We start from the raw sequence: 26,830 nt of genomic DNA, 5'->3' as shown, positions 1-26,830 counted from the left end.
TTCCGGCAGCCCGGAAACCGACGGTACTACATGAAAAGAATGCTGATTAACGCAACTCAACCCGAAGAGTTGCGTGTTGCACTGGTAGACGGCCAGCGCCTCTACGACCTGGATATCGAATCCGGTGCACGCGAGCAGAAGAAGGCCAACATCTATAAAGGCCGGATTACTCGCATCGAACCAAGCCTTGAGGCTGCCTTTGTCGATTTCGGCTCCGAGCGCCACGGCTTCCTGCCCCTCAAAGAAATCTCCCGCGAATACTTCAAGAAGGCCCCTGAAGGCCGCGTCAACATCAAGGACGTCCTGAGCGAAGGCCAGGAAGTCATCGTCCAGGTCGAAAAAGAAGAACGTGGCAACAAGGGCGCCGCCCTGACCACCTTCATCAGCCTGGCCGGCCGTTACCTGGTCCTGATGCCGAACAACCCTCGCGCCGGTGGCATCTCCCGCCGCATCGAAGGCGAAGAGCGCAACGAACTGCGTGAAGCCCTGAACGGCCTGGTTGCCCCGGCGGACATGGGCCTGATCGTGCGCACTGCCGGCCTGGGCCGCAGCAGCGAAGAAATGCAGTGGGACCTCGACTACCTGCTGCAACTGTGGACCGCCATCAAAGAAGCCTCGCTGGATCGCTCCGCGCCGTTCCTGATCTACCAGGAAAGCAACGTGATCATCCGCGCCATCCGCGATTACCTGCGCCAGGACATCGGCGAAGTGCTGATCGACAGCGTCGAAGCCCAGGACGAAGCCCTGACCTTCATTCGCCAGGTGATGCCGCAGTACGCCAGCAAGATCAAGCTCTACGAAGACAGCGTTCCGCTGTTCAACCGTTTCCAGATCGAAAGCCAGATCGAGACCGCCTTCCAGCGCGTCGTCGAACTGCCGTCCGGCGGCTCCATCGTCATCGACCCGACCGAAGCCCTGGTGTCCATCGACATCAACTCGGCCCGCGCCACCAAAGGCAGCGACATCGAAGAAACCGCCCTGCAGACCAACCTTGAAGCGGCCGAGGAAATCGCCCGTCAGTTGCGCCTGCGCGACATCGGCGGCCTGATCGTCATCGACTTCATCGACATGACCCCGGCCAAGAACCAGCGCGCCGTGGAAGAAAAGGTCCGTGAATGCCTGGAAGCCGACCGCGCCCGCGTACAGGTCGGTCGCATCTCGCGCTTCGGCCTGCTGGAAATGTCCCGTCAGCGCCTGCGTCCGTCCCTGGGCGAAAGCAGCGGCATCGTTTGCCCGCGTTGCAACGGCACTGGCATCATCCGTGACGTCGAGTCGCTGTCCCTGGCGATCCTGCGCCTGATCGAAGAAGAAGCCCTGAAAGACCGCACCGCCGAAGTTCGCGCCCAGGTGCCGATCCCGGTGGCCGCGTTCCTGCTCAACGAAAAACGCAACTCGATCACCAAGATCGAACTGCGTACCCGCGCCCGTATCGTCATCCTGCCGAACGATCACCTCGAGACGCCGCACTTCGAAGTGCAGCGCCTGCGCGATGACAGCCCGGAAGCCCACACCAACCAGTCCAGCTACGAAATCGCTGCTGCCGCTGCCGAAGTGGAAGAAGTCCAGCCGGCCGCCGCCACTCGCACCCTGGTTCGCCAGGAAGCCGCGGTCAAGACCGCTCCGGCCCGCGCCAACGCTCCGGTTCCGACCGAAGTGGCCGCTCCGGTTGCCGCCCCGGCCGCTGCACCAGAGCCAAGCCTGTTCAAAGGCCTGGTGAAGTCGCTGGTCAGCCTGTTCGCCACCAAGGAAGAACCTGCTGCCCCGGCCGTCGTCGCCAAGCCTGCCACGACCGAGCGTCCTGCCCGCAACGAAGAACGCCGTAACGGTCGCCAGCAGACCCGCAACCGCAACGGTCGTCGTGACGAAGAACGCAAGCCTCGCGAAGAGCGTGCACCGCGTGAAGAACGCGCGCCACGTGAGCCGCGTGAAGAGCGTCAGCCGCGCGAAGCCCGTGAGGAGGCGCCAGCCGTAGCCCGCGAAGAGCGTGCACCGCGTCCGCCGCGTGAAGAACGCCAGCCGCGCGCACCGCGTGAAGATCGCAAGCCACGTGGCGAGCGTGAAGAACGTGTTCGCGAATTGCGCGAGCCACTGGATGCCACCCCGGTCGCTGCCGCCGCCACCGCTGAAGAGCGTCCGGCCCGCCAGCCTCGTGAAGAACGTGCACCGCGTCCGCCACGTGAAGAGCGCCAGCCACGCGCCGAGCAGGCAGCCGCCGCTGCCAGCGAAGAAGAAGTACTGAACACCGAAGAGCAGTTGCAGGAAGACGGCCAGGACACCGCCGAAGGCGATCGTCCACGCCGCCGCTCCCGTGGCCAGCGTCGTCGCAGCAACCGTCGTGAACGTCAGCGTGACGCCAACGGCAACGTGATCGAAGGTTCGGAAGAGTCCGAGGCTACCGAGAACGCTGAAGCGCCAAGCGCTGCCGACCTGGCCGCCGGCCTGGCCGTGACTGCCGCCGTTGCCAGCAGCGCAATCAGCGCCCCGGCCGAAGCCGAGGCTAACGAACAAGCCGAACGCGCTACCGCTGCCGTGGAAAGCGCGCCAGTTGCTGAAGCTCCGGCAGTCGAAGCCACGACTCCGGTAGAAGCCACTGCTTCGCCAGAAGTGGAAGTCGCCCCGGCCCATGAAGCCCAGGTTGCTGAAACTGAAGTGGTCGCCGAGCCTGCACCGGTTGTCGAGCAGCCAGTGGTAGCCGCGGAGCCGGCCTTCGAAGCACCGGCCGAGGAAAAGGCCCCAGAGCCTGCCCGCGAGGAGCAGACTGCGTTCAACTGGACCGCCGAGCCAGCTGCACCGGCACCTGTTGTCGAGCCAGAACCGACACCAGAGCCCGTGAAAGCGGTCGAGCCGGAAGTGGTCGAGCCTGCTCCAGTGGTCGAAGCACCCGTGGTTGTCGAAGCACCGGCCCCGGTTGAAGAGCCAGCACCCGCCAGCGCCCTGACCGCAAATGGCCGCGCGCCGAACGATCCGCGTGAAGTGCGTCGTCGCAAGCGTGAAGCCGAGCGTCTGCAGAAGGAAGCCGAACAAGCTGCCGCTGCTGCCGCTCAAGCGCCTGCTGTCGAACCAGCTCCAGTCGTGGAAGAAGTCGCCGAGGCAGCCCCTGCCCCGGTCGCCGAGACCCCGGCTGAATCGGCTCCAACGTTCGACGAACCTCAGCACACTGCTGAAGAAGTCGTGCCGCGTCACACTGAAGCCCTGGAAAAAGAGCACGAGCCTAAACCTCACGCCTGATTCCACCGCCCAGTAAAAAGCCCCGCCTGGTCATGCCAGGCGGGGCTTTTTTATGCCTTCATACTTATCCACAGTGGGTCTGGGACCAGGCACAAGATTTATGCCCCCTGAAGATCCAATGTGGGAGCCGAGCCTGCTCGCGATGGCGCCGGGTCAGCTTGCATCAATGCTGAATGCCAGACCGCTTTCGCGAGCAAGCTCGCTCCCACAGGGGGTCAGGGGGCGGGCACAAGACTTATGCCCACTGAAGATCCAATGTGGGAGCCGAGCTTGCTCGCGATGGCGCCGGGTCAGCTTGCATCAATGCTGAATGCCAGACCGCTTTCGCGAGCAAGCTCGCACAAGGATCTGGGGGTCGGGCACAAGATTTATGCCCCCTGAAGATCCAATGTGGGAGCCGAGCCTGCTCGCGATGGCGCCGGGTCAGCTTGCATCAATGCTGAATGCCAGACCGCTTTCGCGAGCAAGCTCGCTCCCACAGGGATCTGGGGGCGGGCACAAGATTTATGCCCGTTGAAGATCCAATGTGGGAGCCGAGCTTGCTCGCGATGGCGCCGGGTCAGCTTGCATCAATACTGAATGTCAGCTCGCTTCCACAGGCTTCTGCGTCGTCTGTTATTTGAAGGCCAGTGCCTCTGGCACATCTACATCCCACGTTACGCCCGGGTCATCCACCGGCACTTCGACCACTTGCGCCCCGGCAAACAATACCTTGGCCCCCCGATCACCGGTCAATGCCATCAGTTTCGGCCCAAACCCACGACCGAATCCCACCGGATGCCCGTACTCACCTGCAAGAACCGGCACGCTGATGCCGTCCGCACGGATCCCTGCCACCACCTGTTCGATGCTCGACGGCAGGATGAAGGGCATGTCGCCCAGCACTATCAGCCAGCCATCAAGGTCCGGGCAGGCCTGGACGCCTGCGGCAATGCTGTCGCCCAGGCCGGGCGAGTCCAGCTCCACGAAATCGCAGCCATAGGCCTGGGCCATGCGAACGGCTTGCGGCCGATCCCTGCTCGTCACCAGCAGGCGCTTTTCCAGGGCGGCTGGCAGATTCACCAGCACCTGTTCGATCACCGACCGCACGGAGCCGTCACGCCCGGCGCAATCAGCCAGCAATTTATCCTTGTCCGGGCCGGCAATACGGCGGAAACGGCTGCCCGATCCGGCCGCCAGAATGATCACGCCAATCGACTCGCTCATACGCCCTCCTTGCCCACGGCTTACAGCGGCTTTTTCTGCCGCAGTTCAACGCCATTCTTGATGGCCACGATTTCGGCCAGCAGCGACAAGGCGATTTCCGCCGGGGTGTGGCTACCGATGTGCAAGCCGATGGGTCCATGCAAGCGTTCAATGGCCTCTGCTGACAAGCCTAGCTGAGCGAGGTTATCCCGGCGCTTCTGGCTGTTGACTCGCGAGCCCAGGGCGCCGACATAAAAAGCCTTGGAGTCCAGGGCCGTAAGCAGCGCCATGTCGTCCAGGCGTGGGTCATGGGTCAAGGCCACAATGGCGGTGCGTTCGTCGGTCTGGATGCTCAACACCGCTTCGTCGGGCATCCCCGAGACGAAGCGGCCATGCTGCTCTTCCCAACCATAGACAAACTCCTTGCGCGGATCGCAAATCAGCACTTCGAAGTCCAGCAGCCGGGCCATTTCCGCCACATAACGCGACAGTTGCCCGGCGCCGATCAGCAGCAGCCGCCAACGCGGACCGTATATGGCCCGCAGGACCTGCCCATCAAACACCAGGGCGTCGGTCTTGCTCGCCGGGCTCAGGACCACGTTGCCGCTGGCTATCGTCAGCTCACGGGCGACAATCTCATGGGCTTCACAACGTTCCAGCAACCGCGCGACCCAGTGTGGGTCGCCCACCCGCTCTTCGGTCAGGCGCAGGGTGCCGCCGCACGGCAGGCCGAAGCGCGCTGCTTCTTCGCGGGTGACGCCATAGGTGATCAGTTGCACCGGCGGACCGTCCGCCGGAATGCGACCGTCGTGCAACCGGGCGATCAGATCATCCTCGACACAACCGCCCGACACCGAACCAATCACTACGCCATCTTCGCGCAGGGCCAGCATCGCTCCCGGCGGCCTTGGCGCGGTACCCCAGGTCTGGACCACAGTGAACAGCACCACCCGCTGCCCGGCGCGGCGCCACTCAAGCACGCTGCGCAGGACGTTCAGATCAACGCTGTCCATCAGGCCTTCGCCTGCTGCCAGCCCTGCAGCTGATAGCGCACAGGCAGGCTACGAATACGCTTGCCAGTGGCAGCGAAAATCGCGTTGCACAGCGCAGGCGCAATCGGCGGCACACCCGGCTCGCCGACACCGCCCAACGGCACCTCGCCCGGCGGCGTGACCAGATGCACCGCCACTTCCTTGGGCGCCAGGGGCATGCGCGCCACTTCGTACATATGGAAATTGTCCTGCTGCACCTTGCCGTCCTTGAAGCTGATTTCCCCCACCATGGCATTGCCCAGGCCCATGACGCAGGCGCCCTCGAACTGGGAACGGATGCGCTCGGGGTTGATCTGCGGACCGCAATCCACGGCGATGTCCGCCTTGTGCACGATCACCGTGCCATCGTCCTTGACCTCCACCTCGATCACCGCCGCCACGTAAGTGACGAAGCTGTAATGCACCGCCAACCCCAGGCCACGGCCCTTCGGCAGCTCCCGGCCCCAACCGGCGGCCTTCGCAGCGGTTTCCAGCACCGTGCGAATCCGCGCGGTATCAATCGGATAACGCTCGGGGGATTCGCCATAGTTCCATTCTTCGCTCAAGGTACGCGGATCGATCTTGCGGTCCGGCCCGAGCAATTTGACCTGGTACTTCAGCGGATCCTGGCCGGCCTTGTGGGCCAATTCGTCGATGAAACTCTGGATCGCGAAACCATGGGGGATGTTCGACACCGAACGGTACCAGCCCACCCGGGTGTGAGCCGTGGCTTCGGGGTTCTCCAGGCGCAGGTTCGGGATGGCGTAGGCCATGTTGGTCACGCCCATGCCTATTTCGAACGGCGCCTCGTGGGTCATGCCCGGCGCAAACAGTGCGGTGATGCTCGGGGCCACAGTGCGGTGCAACCAGCCGGACGGCATACCGTCCTGGTTCAGGCCGGCCTTGAGGTATTCGGCCGATACCGTGTGGAAATACGAATGATGGATGTCGTCCTCGCGGGTCCATTGCACCCGTACTGCCTGGCCGGGAAACTCCTTGGCAAGCACCGCCGCTTCGACGACAAAGTCGGGTTTGGACTTGCGTCCGAAACCACCGCCCAGCAACGTGATGTTCACGGTGACCTTATCGAAAGGAATGCCCAGGCGTTCGGCGACACGTTCACGGGTCACCTGCGGCGCCTGGCTCGGCGCCCAGGCCTCGCAATGGCCGTCCTTGAACCGGGCAACGGCAACCATCGGTTCCATCGGTGATTGAGACAGGTGAGGCAGGTAATACGCCGCTTCCAGGGTCGAGTCAGCCTTGGCCAGCGCGTTGTCGAGATCGCCGCTGCTGCGCACGACTTTTCCGGGCTTGAGGGCCGCCGCTTCCAGCTCCTTGCGGTAGGCAATGGAGTCATAACCGGCATTCGGGCCATCGTCCCACTGGATTTTCAACGCTTCGCGGCCCTTGATCGCCGCCCAGGTGTTCTTCGCCACCACAGCCACGCCGCCCAACGGCTGGAATTCCGAGGGCAGAGGGCGCCCTTCGATCTGCACCACCTTGATCACGCCCGGTACTTTCAGCGCCTCGCTGCTGTCCACGCTCTTGACCTTGCCACCATAGACCGGCGGACGCGCGATGACGGCATAGAGCATGCCGTCGAAATGCACATCGGCACCAAACACGGCACGACCGTTGACGATGTCCGCACCATCAATGGCCCGGCTCGCCTCCTTGCCGATGTAGCGGAACTCCGATGGCTGCTTGAGGCGCAAGCTGTCACGCCCCGGCACCGGCAAGGCACTGGCCGCAGCGGCCAATTCGCCATAGCCCAGTTCACGCCCCGAAGGCTGGTGCAGCACTTTGTGCAGTTGGGCATGGCATTCACCCACCGGCACCTTCCACTGCGCAGCGGCGGCCTGTTCCAGCATGGTCCGGGCGGCAGCACCGCAACGGCGCATCGGCTCGTACCAATGACGCATGCTACGCGAGCCGTCGGTATCCTGGTTGCCGAAGCGCGCCTCATCGGCCGGCGCCTGCTGCACCTTCACACGCGCCCAGTCGGCCTCCAGCTCATCGGCCACGACCATGCTCAGGCTGGTACGCACACCCTGGCCCATTTCCGAACGGTTGCAGATCACGGTCACGCTGCCATCAGCGGCAATGCTGACGTACACCTTCGGGTCGTCGACCGCGCCATGGGGCATGCCCTCGGCACCGAATTTCTTTTCCTCGGCAAAGGCCTCCGGCAGGCCCCACGTGGCCGCCAGCACCAGCACACCGGTGGCGCTCGCGCCTTTGAGGAAGCCGCGACGGCTGAGGTTGCTCAGGACAAAATCATCGGGCAAGCGGCTCATGCCTTGGCCTCCTTCAGGTGAGTGGAGGCCTGGCGGATCGCGGTCTTGATCCGGTTGTAGGTGCCGCAGCGGCAGATGTTGCCGACCATGGCTTCTTCGATCTGCTCGTCACTCGGGTTGGGGTTGGTCTTGAGCAAGGCGGTCGCCGACATGATCTGCCCGCCCTGGCAGTAACCGCACTGGGCCACCGCCGTGTCGAGCCAGGCCTTCTGGACGATTTGCCCGACCGGATCGACATGAAGTTCGTCGATGGTGCTGACATTTTGCCCATTCACAGAACCGATTGGCGTAATGCAGCTGCGCGCCGGGGCGCCGTCGATGTGGATGGTGCACGCGCCGCACAGGCCCATGCCGCAGCCGAATTTGGTGCCGTTGTAACCGGCTACATCCCGAATAGCCCACAGCAGCGGCATGTCCTCGGTCACATCCAGTTGATGGTCTTTTCCATTGAGTTTCAGGGTAATCATGGGCACGCCCGCATAGTTATCGAGTTATGGGGTCGAGCAATCTGCCGCCGGGTTGACGGTTCGGTTGTCGCAGACTGGCTCAGGCTGATCGGGCTCTCTTATGCCGGCGCACGCAGGCGTCTGCATCGGGCCTTTAGGATGCGATGGTCGCATCGTTAGGAAGCCAAATTAACCCAGGATCACGCAAAACGCCCTGCACAATCCTGCACAAATGCTTGTGTGCGGGGTGTGCAGGGCGTTTTTTCAGGCGGTCGCAAAGCGCGGTTCAGTACCGATTGGGCTCCATTTCCAGCTCGACCTGGAAACGTTCGGCAATGTCTTTCTGGATGCGCAGGGCCAGGTCCAGAAGTTGCGGGCCCGTGGCGCTGCCGTAGTTGACCAGCACCAACGCCTGCAACTTGTGCACCCCGGCATCACCTTCGCGAAAGCCCTTCCAGCCGGCGCGCTCGATCAGCCAGCCGGCAGCGACTTTCATCTGCCCTTCAGGCTGTGGATAAGCCACCAGGTCAGGGTATTGCAGCTTTAAGTGCGCCACGTGCGCGGCCGGCACCAGTGGGTTCTTGAAGAAGCTGCCGGCATTGCCCAGCACCGCCGGGTCCGGGAGTTTTTCGCTGCGGATGCTGCAAATGGCCCGGCTCACATCGGTGGGTGTCGCCTGCTCGATGCCCTGCTCGGTCAATCGCTGGCGAACCGGACCGTACTCCAGATGCAAGTGCGCGGCGCGGCTGAGGGCGAAGCGCACCCGCAGGATCAACCAGCGACCCGCTTGCTGCTTGAACAGGCTGTCGCGATAAGCGAACCGACAGTCTTCAAGGCTGAAATCGCGCAGCTCGCCGGTCTGGCGATCGAGCGCGCTGAGGCCGGCGAAGACGTCCTTGATCTCCACACCGTAGGCGCCGATGTTTTGCATCGGTGCCGCACCCACGGTGCCGGGAATCAGGCTGAGGTTCTCCAATCCCGCCCAACCTTGCGCCAGGGTGTGCTGGACGAACGGGTGCCAGGGCTCCCCTGCTTCGGCCTCGACCACCACCCGTTCGCCGTCATCGCTGAGCAGGCGAATACCGTGGCTGGCCATGCGCAGCACCAATGCATCGATGTCACCGGTCAGCAGCAGGTTGCTGCCGCCGCCGATGACCAGCAATGGCACGGCATGCTCGGCGGCATAAGCCAACGCCTGGCGAACATCTTCATCGCTGTGGGCTTCGGCGAACAACCGGGCAGTGACGTCCACACCAAAACTGTTGAAGGGCTTGAGGCTGACGCCCGCCCGAACCTGCAAGGTCATAACCGCCCCTTCAATTCGATCACCAGGCGATCGGTAGCGCGCTCGATCAGGTCCAGCACTTGCTCGAAGCCCTGCTCGCCGTCGTAGTACGGGTCCGGCACATCATCGAGTTCAGCCTCGTAGCGACGCAGGAACAGATCCAGCTCGGCCTTGCCATTAGCCGGTTGCAGAGCCTTGAGATTACGCAGATTGCTGCTGTCCATCGCCAGGATCAGGTCGTAGGTGGCGAAGTCGGCGCGGGTCACCTGTTGCGCGCGCTGGGCCGACAAGTCGTAGCCACGCTTCAGGGCCGCCGCCTGGCTGCGCTTGTCCGGCGCTTTGCCGACATGCCAGTCACCGGTGCCGGCGGAAGCGACTTCCACCTGCCCGGCCAACCCGGCCTCACGCAACTTGTGGCGCAGGATGCCTTCGGCGGTGGGCGAGCGGCAGATATTGCCGAGACAGACGAACAGGACCCGCATCAAGCCTCCAGCAGGCGACGAACGCGCTCGAGGTCTTCGGCGGTGTCGACGCCGGTCGGCGGGGCGATCAGCGCATCGGCGACGTGGATCCGCACGCCGTGCCACAGGGCGCGCAGCTGTTCCAGGGATTCGGTGTTTTCCAGCCAGCACGGGCCCCAGGCGACGAAGTCCTGGAGGAAGCCGGCGCGGTAGGCATAGATGCCGATGTGGCGGCGGTATGGCACGCCTTCCGGCATGACGTCACGACCTTGGGCGAATGCGTCCCGCGCCCAGGGCAACGTCGCGCGGCTGAAGGTCAACGCCAGGCCATTGAGGTCACTGACCACCTTGACCACGTTGGGGTTGAACAGGGTCTGCACATCCTCGATCGGCTCGGCCAGGGTGGCCATGCGCGCTTCGGTGTGGGCCGCGAGGTTGGCGGCGACCTGATCGATCACGCTCGGCGGGATCAACGGCTCGTCACCTTGCACATTGACCACGATAGCGTCGGCGGCAAGACCGAGTTTCGCCGCGACCTCCGCCAGGCGGTCAGTGCCGGAATTATGGTCTTCACGGGTCAGCACGACTTCGGCGCCAAAGCCTTTGCAGGCCTCGACGATGCGCGCATCGTCAGTCGCCACCACCACACGCTGGGCGCTGCTTTTGCAAGCCTGCTCCCAGACATGCTGGATCATCGGCTTGCCGGCAATCGACAGCAACGGCTTGCCGGGCAGGCGCGTCGAAGCGAAACGCGACGGAATGACAACGGTAAAGGCTGCAGTCATTTATCCAGGCGCTCGTCGGTGCTCAGGGTGCGGGCTTCGCTTTCGAGCATCACCGGGATGCCGTCGCGAATCGGGTAGGCCAGGCCGGCGCCCTTGCTGATCAGTTCGGTCTTGTCGGCGCTGAGCTTGAGCGGGCCTTTGCAGACCGGGCAGGCCAGAATGTCGAGCAGTTTGGTGTCCATGGAATTCCCCTGGATAAAAGGTTTTAAGGCAAAAGCCGATCCGGCAACAGGCGCATCAACTGCGTATCGAACCAGGCCGCGAAGGCCGGCGACGGCGCGGCGTCTACCGCCAGGTACCACCAGTCGGGTGCGGCGAAGGCACGGCATTTGACTGCGTCCTTTTCCGTCATGACCACCGGCAGCGATGGCGTGAAACTCAAGGCCTGGGCGCTGTATTCGGCGTGGTCGGCAAACCCATGCGGTATTGGCCGCCAGTGTAGCGTTTCGAGGGTCTTGAAGAAACGCTGGGGATTGCCGATGCCGGCCACGGCATGCAGGGCCTGGCCGGGTGGAAAATGCTCAAGGGAGCACCGCTCGCCACTGGCCAGGTTCACCAGCGCGGTGGGACGCAATTGGAAGGCGAAACCGTCTTCGCGGTCGGCACTGGCGCCGTTGTACAACACGGCGTCGACCGATTGCAGGCGCTCGACCGGCTCGCGCAACGGCCCGGCAGGCAGGCAACGGCGGTTGCCCAGGCCACGGGCGTTGTCGATCAACACCAGCTCCAGGTCGCGGGCCATCCGATAATGCTGCATGCCGTCGTCGGACAGGATCAGGTCCAGCGGCTCAGCCTCCAGCAGCGCCTGGACGGCGCGACTGCGATCGGGGTCGATCATCAACGGCACACCGGTGCGCTGGACGATCAACAGCGGCTCATCACCCGCGACGTCGGCGCCCTGCTCGGCCGTGACCCGCCAAGGCAGTTGCGGCGGCTTGGCGCCGTAACCCCGGCTGACCACCCCGACCCGCAGGCCACTGCGCTGGCAGTGCTGGATCATCCACAGGATCAACGGCGTCTTGCCGGTGCCGCCAACGGTGATATTGCCCACCACGACCAACGGCACGGGGGGCTGGTAGATCTGGCCTTCACCCGCCAGGAAACGCTCGCGCTTGCCCACCACCACCCGTCGGTACAACCACTCCAGCGGCCGTAGCAGGGTCAGGGCCGGGTGACCTTCATACCACGCGGCAAGCAATCGATCGGACATGGCCATCAGGGTGCGGGGGCCGCCTCGACCGTGGTCATGCGCAGATGGCTGAAACCGAGCTTGCCAGCCGCGTCCATGGCGGTGATCACCGATTGGTGAGGGGTCTTGCCGTCGGCGCTGATGGACAGCGGCAGGTTGGTGTCGCCGCCAGACTCTTTCTGCAGGGCCTCGATCAGGCTCGCCAGGTCGCTCTTGGGCAGCAATTGGTTGTTCACCGAGAACGCCCCTTCGGCGCTGATGGTGATTTCCAGATTCTTCAGTTGCTGGTCTTCGGCCGGCGAGCCGCTGACGGCCTGCGGCAATTCAACCTTGAGCTGGGTTTCCCGGGTGAATGTGGTGGTCACGACGAAAAACAGCAGTAGGATGAACACCACGTCGATCAGCGACGCGAGGTTGATCTCGATGTTTTCCCGTGGCTTGCGGCGGAATTTCACTTCTTGCCCCCAGCCAGGTCCACGTCACGGTCCCCCTGCACCACCTCGACCAGCTTGATGGCTTCCTGCTCCATGCCCACCACCAACTCGTCGACGCGGCGTTGCAGGAACCTGTGGAAGAACACCGAAGGGATACCGACCATCAGGCCAGCAGCGGTGGTGATCAAAGCCTTGGAGATCCCCCCCGCCAGCACCGCGGCGTTAGTGGTCATGCCGGAACCGGTGAACGCACTGAAGATGTCGATCATGCCCAGTACCGTACCCAGCAGGCCCAGCAGCGGGGACATGGCGGCGATGGTGCCCAGCGTATTGATGTAGCGCTCCAGTTCATGGATGACCCGGGCGGCGGCTTCCTCGATGCACTCCTTCATGATCTCACGACCATGCTTGGAGTTCGCCAGGCCGGCGGCGAGGACTTCCCCCAAGGGCGAACTGGCTCGCAGCTCCTTGAGCTTGTCCTTGTTCAGCTGCTTGTCCTTGATCCAGACCCAGACCTGCCCGAGCAGATGCTCCGGGGTCACGCGGCTGGCCCGCAGGGTCCACAGGCGTTCGGCAACGATACCCAGTGCCGCGATGGAACTCAGAATGATCGGCAACATCATCCAGCCGCCGGATTTGACCAATTCCCACACAGTGACTGCCCCCTCGAAAAAGTGCGCCACTTTATCACACAGACTCGCCTTGCAGACCCGCCCCCACCGATAAGCGCGTCAGCCGATTGCGCTGGATCAATATTGCCCCGGTGGCCCGACTGCGGGCGGATCACGCCAGTAGCGGCGGTGCCCGGCCTCGGTGTGCGGCACCTCGAAAGCCCCCAGTAGCAGACGAATGGCGCCCTGCTCGGCACTGTCGTAGATCGCCAGGCCCGAGCGCCGATACCGGGCCATCACCTGGGGATGAGGGTGGCCGAACGCATTGCCCTGCCCTCGAGAGATCAATACCGAATGCGGCTTGAGACGCGACAGCAACGCCATCGACGACGAACTGCGACTGCCGTGATGCGGCGCGGCCAGCCACTGGATCGGCACGGCCAGGGCCTCGTCGAGCAAGGCGCGCTCGGCAGGGGTGTCGATATCGCCGGTCAGCAGCAGGCGTTCACCGCCGGCCTCCACCAGCAAGACGCAGGACTTCTGGTTGCTCTCGACGGCAGAGGCCCACCGCCACAGTTCGAACCCGACCCCGTCCCATTCCCAGCGCCTGCCACTGTCGCAAGGCCCGGCCAGCAGCTCGGCGGGCAGCGCGTCTGGATCGCCGCTGATCACTTCCAGCGTCGGCAGCCCATTGCGCACGGCGCGGGCACCGCCAGCGTGATCGGCGTCGGCATGGCTGAGCAACATCAGGTCCAAGCGGCGCACACCCAGTTTGCGCAAGGTCGGCAGGACGACCCGCTCGCCCGCGTCAGCCTCGCCAAAGCGCGGCCCGGCGTCGTAAAGCAGGGCGTGCCGCCGGGTCCGCACCAGCACCGCCAGCCCTTGGCCCACGTCCAGTTGCCAGATCTCGGCGTGCCCTTGCGGCAGGTGTTCTTGCGGTGGAAAAACCATCAGCAACACCATCGGCCACCCCAGTACACGTAGCGGCACACCTTTGGGCAACAGCAGCAAAAAAGCACCGACGGCGGCGATAGCCAAGGCCCACGGCGGGACTGCGGCAGGGACCCAGGCCGGCATTCGTCCGGCAACCAGTGCCAGCCCCTTGAACAGCAGATCGAGCAGCCCGCCGGCAATCCACAGCAGGCCTTCGCCCATGAGCGGCACCGGCAACAATGCCGTGCCAAGCAGCGCCAGCGGCAATACCAACAGGCTGATCCAGGGCACCGCGAGCAGGTTCACCAACGGCCCGCTGAGGCTGACCGGCAAGCCCACGATCAACAACAACGGACAAAGGCCAAGCGCGACCAGCCATTGGGCACGGGTCCAGGTTTGCCACCAGCGCCAGGGCCCCAGACGAGCGCCAAAGGTGAACATCAAGATGGCGACGGCCGCAAACGACAACCAGAACCCCGGCCGCAAGCTGGCAAGCGGGTCGAACACCAGCACCCCGACGAAGGCCAGCAGCCATGCCCACCACGGATCTGGCTGTTTGAAACGCAAGCGCCACAGCAACACCAGGCCGATCATCGCGCAGGCCCGCCGCACCGGCACCTCGAAGCCGGCGAGCAAGCCGTAGCCCAGGGCGGCACAAAAGGCCAGCCCACAGGCCCAAGGCAACCAGGCCAGCCCCACCGGCCACAGGCCATAACGCGCCGCACCGGCCACCAACAAGTACACCAGGCCCGCGAGCAGGCCAATGTGTTGCCCGGAGATCACCAGCAAGTGGACGGTGCCGGTGTCTTGCAGCATCTGCCAATCCTCGCGACTCAACCCGCCGCCGTCGCCCAGGACCAGAGCCGCCAGCGCACCGGAGCGGCCATGGGCATCGACCTGTGCCAGGGCCTGGCGCACCTCGTCGCGCCAGGCCCCCCGGGCCGCTTGCAGGAGATGGCCATCCTTGATGGTACCGGTCGCGCCGATGCCGCGGCTCAGCAACCAGGCGGCATAGTCGAAGCCGTGCGGGTTCAGCAGCCCACTGGGCCGCTTGAGCTTCACCGCCAATCGCCATCGTTCGCCGCTGTTGACCGGCGGACCACCGAACCAGGCGAGGCGCATCGCCGTCGGTAGACGGGTACGGCGTGAATGGACATCGGCCAGTTCGAAGCGCATCACGCCTTCGCCCTGTTGCGGCAAACCGACCACACGCCCCTCGACCCAGCGGGTTTCGCCGTCGAGCGCGATGGGTAACCGGTCATCCAGCGCACACTGCGCCGACAGACAGGCCCAGGCCAGCCCGAACAGGAAAAAACCCAGCGGGTAGGTTCGAAACGGCAACACCATCAGCGCCAGCACCGGCATGGCTGTAATCAGCCATATCGGCGGCAGTGCCGGCAAAAAAATCGGGGCCAACAGCCCCAGTGCGAGCGCGACTAACCCTGTGCGCATAACCCGTCCTTGAGAGTGCCCTCTTCAGGCATAGACGGTTCACGGCACCGCTGGCGTTATCAATTGTCACAAAGTCTGAATCTGTCAGCCGTAGAATCCGGACATACTTGCGGCCTTAATGCGTTGAACCGACCGAGAAGCCTTATGCCCCGGCGCCTTTTCAAACGTTACATGCCAGACCCAGAGAGCATTCGGGAACATAAATCCTTACGTTTTCTCGGCACCCTGCTGCACGACCCCAACCTTTGGCACCTCAATCGGCACTCTGTCGCCCGGGCGATGGCTGTAGGCCTGTTTGCCGCCTTCTTGCCGATCCCGTTGCAAATGTTGCTGGCCGCCGCACTGGCCATCACGGTGCGCGGCAACATGCCGATTGCGGTGAGCCTGGTGTGGCTGACCAATCCGATCACCATGCCGGCGGTGTTCTTCTGCACTTACCAGACCGGCGCCTGGCTGATGGACGTGCCCGCCCGGACGCTGCCCGAAGAGCTGACCTGGGAATGGATTAGCGGCCAGTTGTCCACCTTGTGGCAGCCGTTCCTGCTCGGCTCTGTGGTGACCGGACTGGTACTCGGCGCCCTCGCCTACTTCGTTACCATGAGTTACTGGCGCTGGTGGGTGGCCCGACAGTGGAAGCGGCGCAAGAAAAGCCGGATGTGAAATGCAAAAAAGGCCTCCTGGGAATGGAGGCCTTTTTTTGGCGTTCATACTGACGCCATCGCGAGCAAGCTCGCTCCCACAGGAAGGTTAGGTACGCATCCCGCGCCCGCTGACCAGCAACCGCGCACAACCGATGTAAAGCACCAAGGTCGCCACCAGCATGAAGGTAATGGCGATGCTGATCTTGATGTCCGATACCCCGAGGATGCCGTAGCGAAAGGCGTTGACCATGTGCAGCACCGGGTTGGCCAGGGACACGGTTTGCCAGAACGGTGGCAGCAGGGAAATCGAATAGAACACTCCGCCCAGGTAGGTCAGCGGCGTGAGCACGAACGTCGGGATGATGGAGATGTCATCGAAGTTGCGCGCAAACACGGCATTGATGAAACCCAGCAGCGAAAAGATCGTGGCCGTGAGCACCACCACCAATACCGTCACCCCCAGGTGATGCACCTGCAAATGGGTGAAGAACAACGACAGCAGGGTCACGATCAAGCCCACCGCCAGGCCGCGCAGCACACCGCCCAGGGTATAGCCGATGAGGATCGTATGGGGCGACACCGGCGAGACCATCAGCTCTTCGATCGAACGCTGGAACTTGCTGCCGAAGAAACTCGACACCACGTTGCCATAGGAGTTGGTGATCACCGACATCATGATCAGCCCCGGCACGATGTAGTCCATGTACGTGAAGCCGCCCATGTCGCCGATCTGCCGGCCGATCAGGTTACCGAAGATCACGAAGTACAAGACCATGGTGATGGCGGGCGGCAGCAGCGTCTGCGGCCAGATCCGCATGAAACGCCGAACCTCACGGTAAACGATGGTATTGAGGGCGATGAGGTTGGGGCGCAGTTCGGAACTCATGCTCATACCGCCACCTTCGCCAGATTTTTCTCCACCAGGGACACGAACAACTCCTCGAGGCGATTGGTTTTGTTGCGCAGGCTCTGCACTTCAATGTTTTGCAGGGCCAGTTGGGCGAACAGCCCGGTGATACCCACGGCTTTGTCCACCTGGACTTCCAGGGTGTGGCCGTCCACCAGACGGGCCGGATAACCCATGAGCCGGGGCGCCGTCGTCAGGTCGTTTTTCAGGTCCAGCAGGAAGGTTTCCACATGCAGTTGGCTGAGCAACTGGCGCATGCTGGTGTTCTCGACGATGGTGCCGTGGTCGATGATGCCGATGTTGCGGCACAACTGTTCAGCCTCTTCCAGGTAATGGGTGGTGAGGATGATGGTGATGCCTTTCTGGTTCAGCTCGGTGAGGAAGGTCCACATCGAACGACGCAGTTCGATGTCCACGCCGGCGGTCGGTTCGTCGAGGATCAGCAGACGCGGTTCATGCACCAGCGCGCGGGCAATCATCAGGCGCCGCTTCATGCCGCCGGACAATGAACGGGACGGCACGTCGCGCTTGTCCCACAGGCCTAGTTGGGTCAGGTACTGCTCGGCGCGCTCGTTGGCGATCTTCGGCGGAATGCCGTAGTAACCGGCCTGGGTCACGACGATGTCGAAGGTCTTCTCGAACTGGTTGAAATTGAATTCCTGGGGCACCACGCCGATGCAGCGCTTGAGGGCGGCGGGCTCGCGGTCCAGGTCATGACCAAAGACGTTCACCGTGCCGCTGGTCTTGTTCACCAACGTGGAAAGAATGCCGATGGTGGTGGATTTGCCAGCACCATTGGGGCCGAGCAAGGCGAAGAAATCACCTTCGGCGACATCCAGATCGATACCACTCAAGGCCTGGAAACCGTTGCCGTAGGTTTTGGTTAGCTGCCGGATGGACAGAGCGGAACTCATATCGGATTACGCACCAAGAAGGGAGGGAGGAAAAGAATAGATAAGGGCGGGCGGCGAGCAATGCAACCACGGCGCACGAAGGCAATGGTGCTCGGCGTCGCCGCACAAGTACAGTCAAGTGTGTCGATAGTAAGTATTAAGTCAACGCGGTCATGACAGCCTTGCGGTAGGCCGGACGCTGCTGCAACCGCGCATACCAGGCCTGCACGTTAGGTAGCGCAGCGCGCTGGATGGGCATCTCGAACCAGGCATAAATGAAACTGCCCAGGGGAATATCGCCCATGCCGATTTCAGCACCCGACAGGTAGGGCTGCTCACTCAAGGTCTGCTCGACCATCGCCAGCAAGTCGTCGCACTCTTTGATCGCCGCGTTGATGGCCACCCAGTCCTGTTGCTCGACCGGGGTGCGCAATACGCCCCAGAACACCGTGCGAAACGGTGCGGCAAAGCTGGAGGTGGTCCAGTCCATCCATTTTTCAGCCTGGGCCCGTGCCTGTATGTCAGCGGGGTACCAGGCCGAACCCGACGCATGGCGAGCAGCCAGGTAACGCACGATAGTGTTGGATTCCCAGAGCACGAAGCCGTCGTCTTCGATCATTGGCACCCGACCATTGGGGTTTTTCGCACGGTACTCGGGCGTGTCCACCACACCGAATGCCCCGCCCGCATCAATGGCCTCGTAGGCCAGCCCCAACTCTTCTGCGCACCACAACGCCTTGCGCACATTCGATGAATTCTTCCGGCCCCATATCTTCAGCATCACGGCGTCCCTCGATGGATAAATGCCGCAGCAGCATACGCCGGATCAGGCGCGACTCAAATCATCCTGCATGTCGCCGAGCAAGAGCGGCACCTGCGCGCCGAACAGGTGCGGGTAGCATTTTTCCAGGTGTTCGAAGAAGAACGCTTCGGGCACATCGGCGAACTGGCCGTGGTCGGTGACATATTCCATCAGCTTCGCCCCCCGCCGGTTGAACGGGTGGAAAACGCTGTCGTGGCGACCGTCGAATTCCAGCGGGGCCACGTCGAACAACTCGCACAGCCCTTGGTTGAATGCCGGCGTGGCCTTGACCCAGCGGTCGTTCAGGTACAGCTCGGTATAACCGTGCATGGCGAACACGTCGCTCCTGAGCAATTCCAGCAAGCGCGGCGTGGACAAGTGATTGCGGACATCCGCCAGGCCGATGCGCGCCGGGATGTCGCAATGCCGGGCGCAGCCGGCCAGCAAGGTAGCCTTGGGCACGCAATAGCTTTCGCCGGCAGCCAGCGCGTAACTGCCGCGCAGGGTCGCCGGGTCGCGACTGAAGGTGTAGGGGTTGTAGCGCACCGCCTCGCGCACGGCGTAATACAGGCTGACCGCTTGCGCCAGCGGGTCGCGATCGGCGCCGCGGTGGGCTTCGGTGAAGTCGATGACCGCGGGGTGATCGCTGTCGATGAAGGGGCCGGGGTTCAGGTATTGCTGCATAAAAGGAAGACCTCTCGAGAAACATCACCGCTTGCCTCGAGTTTATCCACAGCCCCCCGGCCAGCGATAACGGCATTCCGGCCAAACAATGGCGTTTTCTCACCTTGTTAACGAACGATTTCCCACGGCTGTTGCCAACCAGACTGGCGCCATGCACCCAGGGTTTCCCACGAAATCAATCACATTGCGCTGACCGCCGGTTTTGCAGATGCCGTCTAAGCTCTGAAGGTCGGTTTTGCCTTGGTTCACGGAGGATTACATATGCTGTTGTTGTGGATACTGGTCCTGGTCGTCGGGATCGCCTGGCTGGCGCACCGGCGCATCGCCCCGCTGCCCGCGCTGGGTATCGTCGCGGTCTACCTGTTGGCCATGGGCATTTTCAGCCATGCGCCCGGCTGGCTGCTGCTGATCCTCTGGGTGGTACTCGCAGCTGTCGCGGCCCCGCTGCTGCTACCGGACCTGCGCCGTCGGTATTTCAGTGCGCCGATGTTCGACTGGTTCCAGAAAACCCTGCCGCCCATGTCCGAGACCGAGCGCGACGCCATCGACGCCGGCACGGTGTGGTGGGACGGCGAACTGTTCAGCGGCCGCCCGGATTGGGACTTGCTGCTGGCCTACCCCGAGGTGCAACTGACCGAGGAGGAGCAAGCGTTCCTCGACGGCCCCACCGAAGCCCTCTGCGCAATGGTCAGCGACTGGCAGATCGGCCAGGCCATGGACCTGCCGCCTGAAGCCTGGGCCCATATCAAGGAGCACGGGTTCTTCGCACTGATCATCCCCAAGGAATACGGCGGCAAGGGGTTCTCCGCCTATGCCCACTCCCAGGTGGCGATGAAACTGGCCACGCGCAGCGGCGACCTGGCTTCCACCGTGATGGTCCCCAACTCCCTCGGCCCGGCGGAACTGCTGCTGCACTACGGCACCGATGAACAACGCGACCATTACCTGCCGCGACTGGCCCGTGGCGACGATATTCCCTGCTTCGCCCTGACTGGGCCACTGGCCGGCTCCGACGCCGGGGCGATGCCCGACACCGGCGTCATCTGCAAGGGTGAATGGGAAGGCCAGGAAACATTGGGCCTGCGCCTGAACTGGGAAAAGCGCTACATCACCCTCGGCCCGGTGGCCACCCTCCTGGGCCTGGCCTTCAAGGCGTATGACCCCGACCACCTGCTGGGTGACGAAGAAGACCTGGGCATCAGCCTCGCCTTGATTCCCACCGACACCCCTGGCGTGCATATCGGCCGACGTCACCTGCCCCTTGGCGCCGCGTTCATGAATGGGCCGAACTGGGGCAAGGACGTGTTCATCCCGCTGGACTTCCTCATTGGCGGCCAGGCCATGCTCGGCAAGGGCTGGATGATGCTGATGAACTGCCTGTCGGTCGGGCGCTCGATTTCCCTGCCGGCTGTGGGCACCGGTGCTGCAAAGTTCACCAGCCTGGTAACGGGCCAGTACGCACAGGTGCGCGAGCAATTCAACGTACCGTTGTCGGCGTTCGAAGGTATCCAGGAAGCCATGGCGCGCATCGGTGGCAACGCCTGGATGATGGATGCTGCACGCATGCTGACCGCCAACGCCGTGGACCTGGGGGAAAAGCCTTCGGTGCTGTCGGCCATTCTCAAGTACCACCTGACCGAACGCGGCCGCGAGTGCATCAGCCACGCCATGGACGTGCATGGTGGCAAGGGCATCATCATGGGCCCGAACAATTACCTGGGTCGCAGCTGGCAAGGTGCGCCGATCTTCATCACGGTCGAAGGCGCGAACATCCTGTCACGCAACCTGATGATCTTTGGCCAGGGCGCCATTCGCTGCCATCCGTTCGTGCTCAAGGAAATGGCCCTGGCAAGCCGTGAAGACAAGGACCAGGCGCTGGTCGAATTCGACGCCTTGCTGCTCAAGCACATTGGTTTTGCCGTGAGCAACGCCGCCAGCACGCTGGTGCTCAACCTCGGCCTGGGGCATTTCGAGAAGGCTCCCGGCAATGCCTTGAGCCAAGGTTATTTCCGCGCCCTCAACCGGCAGGCTGCGGCCTTCGCCCTGCTGGCGGACCTGAGCATGATGCTGCTGGGGGGTGAACTCAAACGCCGGGAACGCTTGTCGGCCCGCCTGGGCGACGTATTGAGCAACCTGTACCTGGCGTCCGCCGCACTCAAGCGCTATCACGACCTGGACTCGCCGGACCACATGACACCGCTGTTCACCTGGGCCATGGAGGAAAGCCTGGGCCAGTCGGAACGTGCGCTGGATGAACTGCTGAGCAACTTCCCGAACCGGGTGCTGGGTTGCCTGTTGCGCCTGGTGGTGTTCCCCTTCGGTCGTCGTCACAAGGGCCCGAGCGACAGGCTCGACGCCGAGGTGGCGGCGGTCATCGGTCGGCCCAAGGGTGACCCGACCCTCGAAGAGTTGCTGCAGGGCTGCTATCGCCCACAATCCGCCGATGATCCGGTGGGCGCCCTGCAACACGCCGCCGACCTGCTGGCCGCCGCCCATCCGCTGCACAAGAAACTGCACGTGGCGCTCAAGCAGGGTCAACTCAACCCAGCGCCGGGCGAACCCCTCATCGATGCGGCCCTGGAAGCGGGTGTGTTGCAAGCCGGTGAAGCGCAGACCTTGCGCGCGGCCGAGGCGGCGCGGCGCAAGGTCATCGATGTGGATGACTTCGATAAGGACGAGTTGAGGCTGGCGCAGGACAAGGTCCGTTGATCCTGACGGCCAGCTACGCTCCTCATCTATAAAAGCGGGCGCAAGGGCTTTATACTCCTGCGCCCGTTTTGCTCTTGAGGACTTATCTCGTGTCCAATGTCGTTGCCGATCACCTTGTCTTGCTTGACCACTTGCGCAGCATCCTGGTCGCCGTGGGTGAGGCCGAACAGGTGCCCGAAGAAAGCCATGCCCTGTTTCTGGAGCGCTTCGACGAGTTGCGCGCGCAACTGCCCGTCGACCCGATCGAAAGCCAGTACCTGGGCCAGGACCTCCTGTGCCAAGTGATCGTCCGTTACCCACAGATCGCCCACCTGGTGCCTCGCGACCTGCTCTGGTACTTCGCCGGTGACTGCCTGCACTACATGCCCGACGAAGAAATCGCCCTGTACCAGGCCCTGGAGGAGCGTCGTTTCGAAGCCGAGCAAAACGACGAGCCTTTCGACTGGAACCAGGAAAAGCAATTGCTGGCGATGTCGGACCAGGACAGCAAGCACTGATTGCGATCCGTCATGCAAATGCCCGCACGATTAACCCGGCGGGCTTTTTTTTGCCTTGCCAAAGTGTTTTGCCTGGACGGGCCCCATCGCGAGCAAGCTCGCTCCCACAGAAGCCGCAGCTCACCATCGCTCACCTGTGGGAGCTTGCTCGCGATGAGGCCGGTCAAAACAATCCATCACTCTCCGGCAACTCATAACCCGTCACGACCTTGCTAGGGCCACTCCCGCCGCCCACCGTGCTCAAGGTCGGCTCTTTCTCCAGGCACACCACCAGATAATCAATGAACACCCGCAGCTTGGGCGGCAGGTAGCGAGTCGGGGAATGCAGCAACCACAAGCCACCGTGATAGGAAGCCAGGAACGTCCAGTCGGCCAATACCTGCACGATCAAGCCTTGCTCCAAGGCATGGCGGGCGGTGAAGTACGGCAGGCTGCCAATGCCGATGTGCTGCAAGACGGCCCCCAACCGCACACCCGTGTGATTGGCCGCGTAGCGCCCGTGCACGCCGACGGTGACGGACTTGCTGCCTTTCTTGAATTTCCACCGCGCGTCGTTCGGGGTCACCCCCAGGTAAATGCAACTGTGTTCCAACAGGTCATGAGGATGTGTGGGCGTCCCATGTTCGGCCAGGTATTGCGGCGTGGCGCAAAGCAGGTGATCGATGGTCAGCAACTGACGCCCCACCAGCCCGACCGGAGGTTGATCGGTAATCCGGATGGCCAGGTCGACATGATCGTCGATCAGGTCAACCTGCCTATCCTCCAGGAACAGCTCCACATCGACCTTCGGATAACGACGCAAGAATTCGGGCATGTGCGGATGAATCACGAAACGCCCCACCGCCTTGGGTACGCTGACGCGGATGCGGCCTTCAGCCTCCTGGGTGAACTGCCCGCTGATTTCCATCACTGACCGAGCGGCGGCAACCATTTCCTGACAGCGCTTGAACACCTCTTCCCCGCCATCGCTCAAACGCAACTTGCGGGTGGTGCGTTGCAACAAACGGGTCGCCAGGGCTTTCTCCAGGCGAGAAATACTGCGGCTGATGGCCGACGGTGATGAACCTGACTGGCGGGCCGCCTCGGAGAAGCTGCCGGTCTCCACGACCTTGACGAAGATGGCCATTTCGGCCAGCAACGGCAACGGTAGATTTGTGCTCATGGCGCAACAGTCCATTGAAATTTGAACGGATTATCACCCTTTTACGCTCTATCTATAATCCCGTCACAATTTCTGATGTGGGTATGGCACATGACGCTTCGCCTCTTTTTCCATAGCGATGACCTCAAGGCCAACGCGGAAGTCCTGGATTGCAGCCCCCGGGACCATGAGTTTGCCGTGGTGCTGCACGCCACGCTGTTCCACCCCCAGGGTGGCGGTCAGCCCTGCGACACCGGATGGATCGGTGAAAGCCAGGTGCTGCGCGTGGTCCAGGAAGGGCCACAGATCGTCCATTACGTCGACCGTCCGGTGGCCTTGGGCACGGCTGCGATCAGCGTGGATGCGCAGCGTCGGCAGCTGAATGCGCGCCTGCACTCGGCTGGGCATCTGATCGGCCATTTCGCCGAAACCCGTGGCTGGACACCGATCAAGGCCCACCATTGGCCCGGTGAAAGCCGCGTGCAGTTCCAGCCGGGGGGAAATCCTCAGGAACTGGACATCTCGATCATTCAGCAAGGCATCGACGAATGGATTGCCAACGACCTGCCGCGCCTGATCACGTTACGCGAAGGCCTGCGCGAAGTCGGTTTCGGTGAGCTTGCCGCCTACGGTTGCGGCGGCACTCACGTGCAGCGCCTGCAAGACCTGGGAACAGTCACCATCGCCTCGCTTTCGCAGAAGAAAGGAACACTGTCAGTGCACTACCACTTGGCCTGATATCCGCCAGCCCCTGCGACCAGCAATGGCTCGCAGGCCTCGCCTCCCCCTGTCGGATCTGGCTCCTGCAAATCTCCTTCACAACACAAAAAGACAGATTATTGACGCACGCTTGCGCGAGTTTTTCCCTTCCGTCACTTTTTAGTCATTTTTTTTATTCAAGGCGTGGCGCTTTGCCATGCTTGAACTACCGTCAAACAGAAGCGATGACAGGGTCGGCAAAACGCTCCTGAAGCGATTTGATCGACACCGTCGTTGCCTTCGAAAATCCCGGAGCCCCCGGGTACCGAAAAGTCGTTTGCAAGCAGCCTGTCGTTCAGTCAGGCCGGTGAAATGCGCCCGTTTGCTGGTAGCAACGAGGCCTGAAACCGGACCCAATGGACCGTCAGGTGAGATGGAAAGGGGTAGCCCGGGCCTCTTAAGTGATCCGAGGCAAATAGTTAAGCCTAGGGATGGTCTCTTCATCGAGGATCACTTCATGACCCATCGTACTGCTCCCGTTCTAAAACATTTCATTCATGGCCTGTTCTGGATGGGTCTTGGCTTGGATGCGGCCCAGGCCGCAGCGGCAAATTGTTCGCAACTGGACAATTTGCCGGCAACCTTCGAGGTCGGCCAAGGGCTCCAGAGCGAACTGCGCATCCTCGCCCCCGTGACGAAGTTGGCAGTCGGCGACCCGAAAATTGCCGATGTGCAGCCCAGTGGCAACGATGCGTTTATTCTCACGGGCCTGGCGCCAGGCGCCACCAGCCTGATGGTCTGGACCGACTGTTCGAAGATACCGCGCCAGAGCATGGTCTTTGTCAAAGGCCGGGCCACCGAGGCGCTGACCGGCGCTGCGAGCATACCGTCCGAAGATCCGATGCTGCTCGCCCAGGTGCAGACCGACATTCGTTTCGTTGAAGTCAGCCGGACCAAACTCAAGGAAGCCTCGACTTCGATTTTCGGCACCCGTGGCAACTTCCTGTTCGGTTCGCCGAGGACCTTGCCCACCGTCGGCGGTATTGTCCGGCCTTCATTGCCGGTCAATAACGACATGTTCAACCTGTCTTTTGCCACCGGTAAAACGCTGTTGATGATCAACGCACTGGAAGGCAGCGGTTTCGCCTATACCCTGGCGCGGCCGAGCCTGGTGGCCCTCAGCGGGCAGAGCGCGAGCTTCCTGGCCGGCGGCGAAGTACCGATACCGGTGCCCAGTGCCGGCAGCGACAACGTGTCCATCGAGTACAAGGAATTCGGTATTCGCCTGACCCTGACCCCCACCGTCATCGGCAAGAATCGCATCGCACTGAAGGTGGCACCGGAAGTCAGTGAGCTGGACTTCACCAACGCGGTGAACATCGCCGGGACACTGGTGCCAGCGCTCACGGTACGTCGTACCGACACCAGCATCGCCCTGGCCGATGGAGAAAGCTTCGTCATCAGCGGCCTGATCAGCACCCGCAACAGCTCCCAGGTGAACAAGTTTCCAGGACTGGGCGATATACCGATTCTCGGCGCGTTCTTTCGCGACAACTCCATCAACCGCGAAGAGCGCGAGCTGCTGATGATCGTCACGCCGCACCTGGTCCAACCGTTGGCCGCCGACGCGCAACTGCCGACGTTGCCGGGCGAGCAACTGCGTAATTACGACCCGAATTTCTACCGTATGTACTTCCTCGAACATGGCGAGTTCGACAACCGCAGCGGGCTTTCCCAATGAGCCGGCGCCAGATGTGCGAAGCACCTATTGTCCAACGGCTTGCCAAGGGGCATTCAATGAAAGCAGTGATCGCAATAGCGGCGACCTTGATGCTCGCCGGTTGTGCCAGCAACGGCGTAGTGGCTTCACGCTCGACTCAGTGCGCCAAGCCCGAATCCGATCAGGAACTGGCTCTGAACATGGCTGAAGACATGGCCAACGAAGGTCGTTTGTACGCCAGCCTGGCGAACCTCGAACGCTTGCCCGAGGACTTGGTCCAGGTCCGCCTGCGCAAGGCTCGGGTGCTGCGCCTGATGGGCCGCAACGAGGCCGAACCGTTGTACAAAAGCCTGCTCGGGACATGCCTGGCCGCAGACGGCGAACATGGCCTTGGCCAGTTGGCGGCCGCAAGAAATGACAATGCGACCGCTACGCAATACCTCGAGCGCGCAGCGAAAATGGCTCCGACCGAAGGCAAGATCCGCAACGATCTGGGGGTCGTCTACCTCAATCAACGACGCATTTCAGAAGCCCGCTTCGAGTTCATGACCGCGATGGAGCTCCAGCAGTCAGACACGCTGGCAGCGCTCAACATGGTGACCCTGCTGATCTACCAGGACAACTGGAAGCAGGCCGCCGAGCTCGCGAACATGGCCAAGCTGAGCCCCCAACAAGTGGCAGATGCCCAAGCCCGTGCGGAAAAAATCAGGGGTTCGGCCGCTAACGCAGTGACGTCACAAGCCAACCGCCTGACCGAGGTTGTCGACGCCTCAACCGGCGCGGTCAAGTAGAGCGTTACG

24 protein-coding genes are annotated in these 26,830 nt (G+C 62.7%); 7 read left to right on the top strand and 17 right to left on the bottom strand.

Translation table 11 applies throughout. From position 1 onward, the window contains the following. The first annotated feature begins 30 nt into the window (after positions 1-30). Complete coding sequence (gene rne, locus AB4O22_RS04750; RefSeq protein ID WP_460095943.1) at positions 31-3,228, top strand: ribonuclease E; 3,198 nt, start codon at positions 31-33, stop codon at positions 3,226-3,228. Positions 3,229-3,843: 615 nt separating this feature from the next. Here rne and AB4O22_RS04745 read toward each other — a convergent pair. The 12 genes from AB4O22_RS04745 to AB4O22_RS04690 all read right to left on the bottom strand — a co-directional run bounded on the left by AB4O22_RS04745 (position 3,844) and on the right by AB4O22_RS04690 (position 15,337). Then, positions 3,844-4,434: a nucleotidyltransferase family protein gene (locus tag AB4O22_RS04745; protein WP_460095942.1), complete on the bottom strand. Its 591-nt coding sequence runs from the start codon at positions 4,432-4,434 to the stop codon at positions 3,844-3,846. Positions 4,435-4,454: 20 nt separating this feature from the next. Then, positions 4,455-5,426 carry an XdhC family protein gene (locus AB4O22_RS04740; RefSeq protein ID WP_460095940.1) on the bottom strand — a complete coding sequence of 324 codons (972 nt, stop codon included), beginning with the start codon at positions 5,424-5,426 and terminating at the stop codon, positions 4,455-4,457. After that, positions 5,426-7,741 (bottom strand): xanthine dehydrogenase family protein molybdopterin-binding subunit, encoded by a 2,316-nt coding sequence (locus tag AB4O22_RS04735; RefSeq protein WP_460095939.1) that lies wholly within the window; start codon positions 7,739-7,741, stop codon positions 5,426-5,428. The genes AB4O22_RS04740 and AB4O22_RS04735 overlap by 1 nt, the downstream gene beginning before the upstream one ends. Continuing rightward, complete coding sequence (locus tag AB4O22_RS04730; protein WP_003204280.1) at positions 7,738-8,208, bottom strand: (2Fe-2S)-binding protein; 471 nt, start codon at positions 8,206-8,208, stop codon at positions 7,738-7,740. The genes AB4O22_RS04735 and AB4O22_RS04730 overlap by 4 nt, the downstream gene beginning before the upstream one ends. A 265-nt stretch (positions 8,209-8,473) precedes the next feature. Further along, entirely contained in the window at positions 8,474-9,493 is a 1,020-nt protein-coding gene (gene murB, locus AB4O22_RS04725; protein ID WP_460095938.1) for a UDP-N-acetylmuramate dehydrogenase, read from the bottom strand. After that, a complete protein-coding gene (locus AB4O22_RS04720) occupies positions 9,490-9,954 on the bottom strand; it encodes a low molecular weight protein-tyrosine-phosphatase (RefSeq protein ID WP_460095937.1) in 465 nt (154 codons plus the stop codon). Before AB4O22_RS04720 ends, murB begins: the two co-directional genes overlap by 4 nt. After that, positions 9,954-10,718, bottom strand: a complete 765-nt coding sequence (kdsB, locus tag AB4O22_RS04715; RefSeq protein WP_460095936.1) for a 3-deoxy-manno-octulosonate cytidylyltransferase — start codon at positions 10,716-10,718, stop codon at positions 9,954-9,956. The genes AB4O22_RS04720 and kdsB overlap by 1 nt, the downstream gene beginning before the upstream one ends. Beyond that, positions 10,715-10,900: a Trm112 family protein gene (locus tag AB4O22_RS04710; protein WP_042728811.1), complete on the bottom strand. Its 186-nt coding sequence runs from the start codon at positions 10,898-10,900 to the stop codon at positions 10,715-10,717. The genes kdsB and AB4O22_RS04710 overlap by 4 nt, the downstream gene beginning before the upstream one ends. 23 nt (positions 10,901-10,923) lie before the next feature. Then, positions 10,924-11,934, bottom strand: coding sequence for a tetraacyldisaccharide 4'-kinase (gene lpxK, locus AB4O22_RS04705; RefSeq protein ID WP_460095935.1), 1,011 nt, complete (start codon positions 11,932-11,934; stop codon positions 10,924-10,926). Beyond that, complete coding sequence (locus AB4O22_RS04700; RefSeq protein ID WP_013694002.1) at positions 11,934-12,362, bottom strand: ExbD/TolR family protein; 429 nt, start codon at positions 12,360-12,362, stop codon at positions 11,934-11,936. Before AB4O22_RS04700 ends, lpxK begins: the two co-directional genes overlap by 1 nt. Next, positions 12,359-12,994, bottom strand: coding sequence for a MotA/TolQ/ExbB proton channel family protein (locus AB4O22_RS04695; protein WP_003204294.1), 636 nt, complete (start codon positions 12,992-12,994; stop codon positions 12,359-12,361). Before AB4O22_RS04695 ends, AB4O22_RS04700 begins: the two co-directional genes overlap by 4 nt. 96 nt (positions 12,995-13,090) lie before the next feature. Further along, positions 13,091-15,337, bottom strand: a complete 2,247-nt coding sequence (locus AB4O22_RS04690; protein WP_223524664.1) for a DNA internalization-related competence protein ComEC/Rec2 — start codon at positions 15,335-15,337, stop codon at positions 13,091-13,093. Positions 15,338-15,481: 144 nt separating this feature from the next. Between AB4O22_RS04690 and AB4O22_RS04685 the strand changes: the two genes are divergently transcribed. Further along, entirely contained in the window at positions 15,482-15,997 is a 516-nt protein-coding gene (locus tag AB4O22_RS04685) for a DUF2062 domain-containing protein (RefSeq protein WP_003204298.1), read from the top strand. Positions 15,998-16,084: 87 nt separating this feature from the next. On the opposite strand, the gene AB4O22_RS04680 is transcribed toward AB4O22_RS04685, so the two are convergent. From AB4O22_RS04680 to AB4O22_RS04665, 4 genes are all read right to left on the bottom strand, one after another. Further along, complete coding sequence (locus AB4O22_RS04680) at positions 16,085-16,864, bottom strand: ABC transporter permease (protein WP_003204300.1); 780 nt, start codon at positions 16,862-16,864, stop codon at positions 16,085-16,087. 2 nt (positions 16,865-16,866) lie between these two features. Then, on the bottom strand, positions 16,867-17,799 hold the full coding sequence (locus tag AB4O22_RS04675; protein ID WP_123351092.1) for an ABC transporter ATP-binding protein: 933 nt from the start codon (positions 17,797-17,799) through the stop codon (positions 16,867-16,869). A gap of 136 nt (positions 17,800-17,935) precedes the next feature. Continuing rightward, positions 17,936-18,559: a glutathione S-transferase family protein gene (locus AB4O22_RS04670; protein ID WP_223470637.1), complete on the bottom strand. Its 624-nt coding sequence runs from the start codon at positions 18,557-18,559 to the stop codon at positions 17,936-17,938. 45 nt (positions 18,560-18,604) lie between these two features. After that, positions 18,605-19,264, bottom strand: coding sequence for a transglutaminase-like domain-containing protein (locus tag AB4O22_RS04665; protein WP_223470638.1), 660 nt, complete (start codon positions 19,262-19,264; stop codon positions 18,605-18,607). 261 nt (positions 19,265-19,525) lie between these two features. Between AB4O22_RS04665 and AB4O22_RS04660 the strand changes: the two genes are divergently transcribed. Further along, positions 19,526-21,973: an acyl-CoA dehydrogenase gene (locus AB4O22_RS04660; RefSeq protein ID WP_223470639.1), complete on the top strand. Its 2,448-nt coding sequence runs from the start codon at positions 19,526-19,528 to the stop codon at positions 21,971-21,973. Between the two features lie 89 nt (positions 21,974-22,062). Continuing rightward, positions 22,063-22,470 carry a PA2817 family protein gene (locus AB4O22_RS04655; protein ID WP_003204309.1) on the top strand — a complete coding sequence of 136 codons (408 nt, stop codon included), beginning with the start codon at positions 22,063-22,065 and terminating at the stop codon, positions 22,468-22,470. 163 nt (positions 22,471-22,633) lie between these two features. Here AB4O22_RS04655 and AB4O22_RS04650 read toward each other — a convergent pair whose 3' ends face one another. Beyond that, on the bottom strand, positions 22,634-23,632 hold the full coding sequence (locus AB4O22_RS04650) for a LysR family transcriptional regulator (protein WP_223470640.1): 999 nt from the start codon (positions 23,630-23,632) through the stop codon (positions 22,634-22,636). A 90-nt stretch (positions 23,633-23,722) separates the two neighbouring features. On the opposite strand from AB4O22_RS04650, the gene AB4O22_RS04645 reads away from it, so the two are divergent. The 3 genes from AB4O22_RS04645 to AB4O22_RS04635 all read left to right on the top strand — a co-directional run bounded on the left by AB4O22_RS04645 (position 23,723) and on the right by AB4O22_RS04635 (position 26,821). Then, positions 23,723-24,349 (top strand): alanyl-tRNA editing protein, encoded by a 627-nt coding sequence (locus AB4O22_RS04645; RefSeq protein ID WP_415239608.1) that lies wholly within the window; start codon positions 23,723-23,725, stop codon positions 24,347-24,349. 478 nt (positions 24,350-24,827) lie between these two features. After that, positions 24,828-26,051 carry a type II and III secretion system protein family protein gene (locus AB4O22_RS04640; protein ID WP_013694009.1) on the top strand — a complete coding sequence of 408 codons (1,224 nt, stop codon included), beginning with the start codon at positions 24,828-24,830 and terminating at the stop codon, positions 26,049-26,051. 56 nt (positions 26,052-26,107) lie between these two features. After that, positions 26,108-26,821, top strand: a complete 714-nt coding sequence (locus AB4O22_RS04635; protein WP_028237401.1) for a tetratricopeptide repeat protein — start codon at positions 26,108-26,110, stop codon at positions 26,819-26,821. The last annotated feature ends 9 nt before the right edge of the window (positions 26,822-26,830 follow it).

The sequence above is a fragment of the Pseudomonas sp. S3_B11 genome (genome assembly GCF_054667715.1).
The sequence above is the reverse complement of the archived record's forward strand: the minus strand, read 5'-3'. Positions and strand labels throughout refer to the sequence as shown.

Excerpts from the sequence above, each read along its gene's own strand:
- rne (WP_460095943.1), top strand. The coding sequence starts at position 31 with ATGAAAAGAATGCTGATTAACGCAACTCAACCCGAAGAGTTGCGTGTT.
- AB4O22_RS04745 (WP_460095942.1), bottom strand. The coding sequence starts at position 4,434 with ATGAGCGAGTCGATTGGCGTGATCATTCTGGCGGCCGGATCGGGCAGC.
- AB4O22_RS04740 (WP_460095940.1), bottom strand. The coding sequence starts at position 5,426 with ATGGACAGCGTTGATCTGAACGTCCTGCGCAGCGTGCTTGAGTGGCGC.
- AB4O22_RS04735 (WP_460095939.1), bottom strand. The coding sequence starts at position 7,741 with ATGAGCCGCTTGCCCGATGATTTTGTCCTGAGCAACCTCAGCCGTCGC.
- AB4O22_RS04730 (WP_003204280.1), bottom strand. The coding sequence starts at position 8,208 with ATGATTACCCTGAAACTCAATGGAAAAGACCATCAACTGGATGTGACC.
- murB (WP_460095938.1), bottom strand. The coding sequence starts at position 9,493 with ATGACCTTGCAGGTTCGGGCGGGCGTCAGCCTCAAGCCCTTCAACAGT.
- AB4O22_RS04720 (WP_460095937.1), bottom strand. The coding sequence starts at position 9,954 with ATGCGGGTCCTGTTCGTCTGTCTCGGCAATATCTGCCGCTCGCCCACC.
- kdsB (WP_460095936.1), bottom strand. The coding sequence starts at position 10,718 with ATGACTGCAGCCTTTACCGTTGTCATTCCGTCGCGTTTCGCTTCGACG.
- AB4O22_RS04710 (WP_042728811.1), bottom strand. The coding sequence starts at position 10,900 with ATGGACACCAAACTGCTCGACATTCTGGCCTGCCCGGTCTGCAAAGGC.
- lpxK (WP_460095935.1), bottom strand. The coding sequence starts at position 11,934 with ATGGCCATGTCCGATCGATTGCTTGCCGCGTGGTATGAAGGTCACCCG.
- AB4O22_RS04690 (WP_223524664.1), bottom strand. The coding sequence starts at position 15,337 with ATGCGCACAGGGTTAGTCGCGCTCGCACTGGGGCTGTTGGCCCCGATT.
- AB4O22_RS04685 (WP_003204298.1), top strand. The coding sequence starts at position 15,482 with ATGCCCCGGCGCCTTTTCAAACGTTACATGCCAGACCCAGAGAGCATT.
- AB4O22_RS04680 (WP_003204300.1), bottom strand. The coding sequence starts at position 16,864 with ATGAGTTCCGAACTGCGCCCCAACCTCATCGCCCTCAATACCATCGTT.
- AB4O22_RS04675 (WP_123351092.1), bottom strand. The coding sequence starts at position 17,799 with ATGAGTTCCGCTCTGTCCATCCGGCAGCTAACCAAAACCTACGGCAAC.
- AB4O22_RS04670 (WP_223470637.1), bottom strand. The coding sequence starts at position 18,559 with ATGCTGAAGATATGGGGCCGGAAGAATTCATCGAATGTGCGCAAGGCG.
- AB4O22_RS04665 (WP_223470638.1), bottom strand. The coding sequence starts at position 19,264 with ATGCAGCAATACCTGAACCCCGGCCCCTTCATCGACAGCGATCACCCC.
- AB4O22_RS04660 (WP_223470639.1), top strand. The coding sequence starts at position 19,526 with ATGCTGTTGTTGTGGATACTGGTCCTGGTCGTCGGGATCGCCTGGCTG.
- AB4O22_RS04650 (WP_223470640.1), bottom strand. The coding sequence starts at position 23,632 with ATGAGCACAAATCTACCGTTGCCGTTGCTGGCCGAAATGGCCATCTTC.
- AB4O22_RS04645 (WP_415239608.1), top strand. The coding sequence starts at position 23,723 with ATGACGCTTCGCCTCTTTTTCCATAGCGATGACCTCAAGGCCAACGCG.
- AB4O22_RS04640 (WP_013694009.1), top strand. The coding sequence starts at position 24,828 with ATGACCCATCGTACTGCTCCCGTTCTAAAACATTTCATTCATGGCCTG.
- AB4O22_RS04635 (WP_028237401.1), top strand. The coding sequence starts at position 26,108 with ATGAAAGCAGTGATCGCAATAGCGGCGACCTTGATGCTCGCCGGTTGT.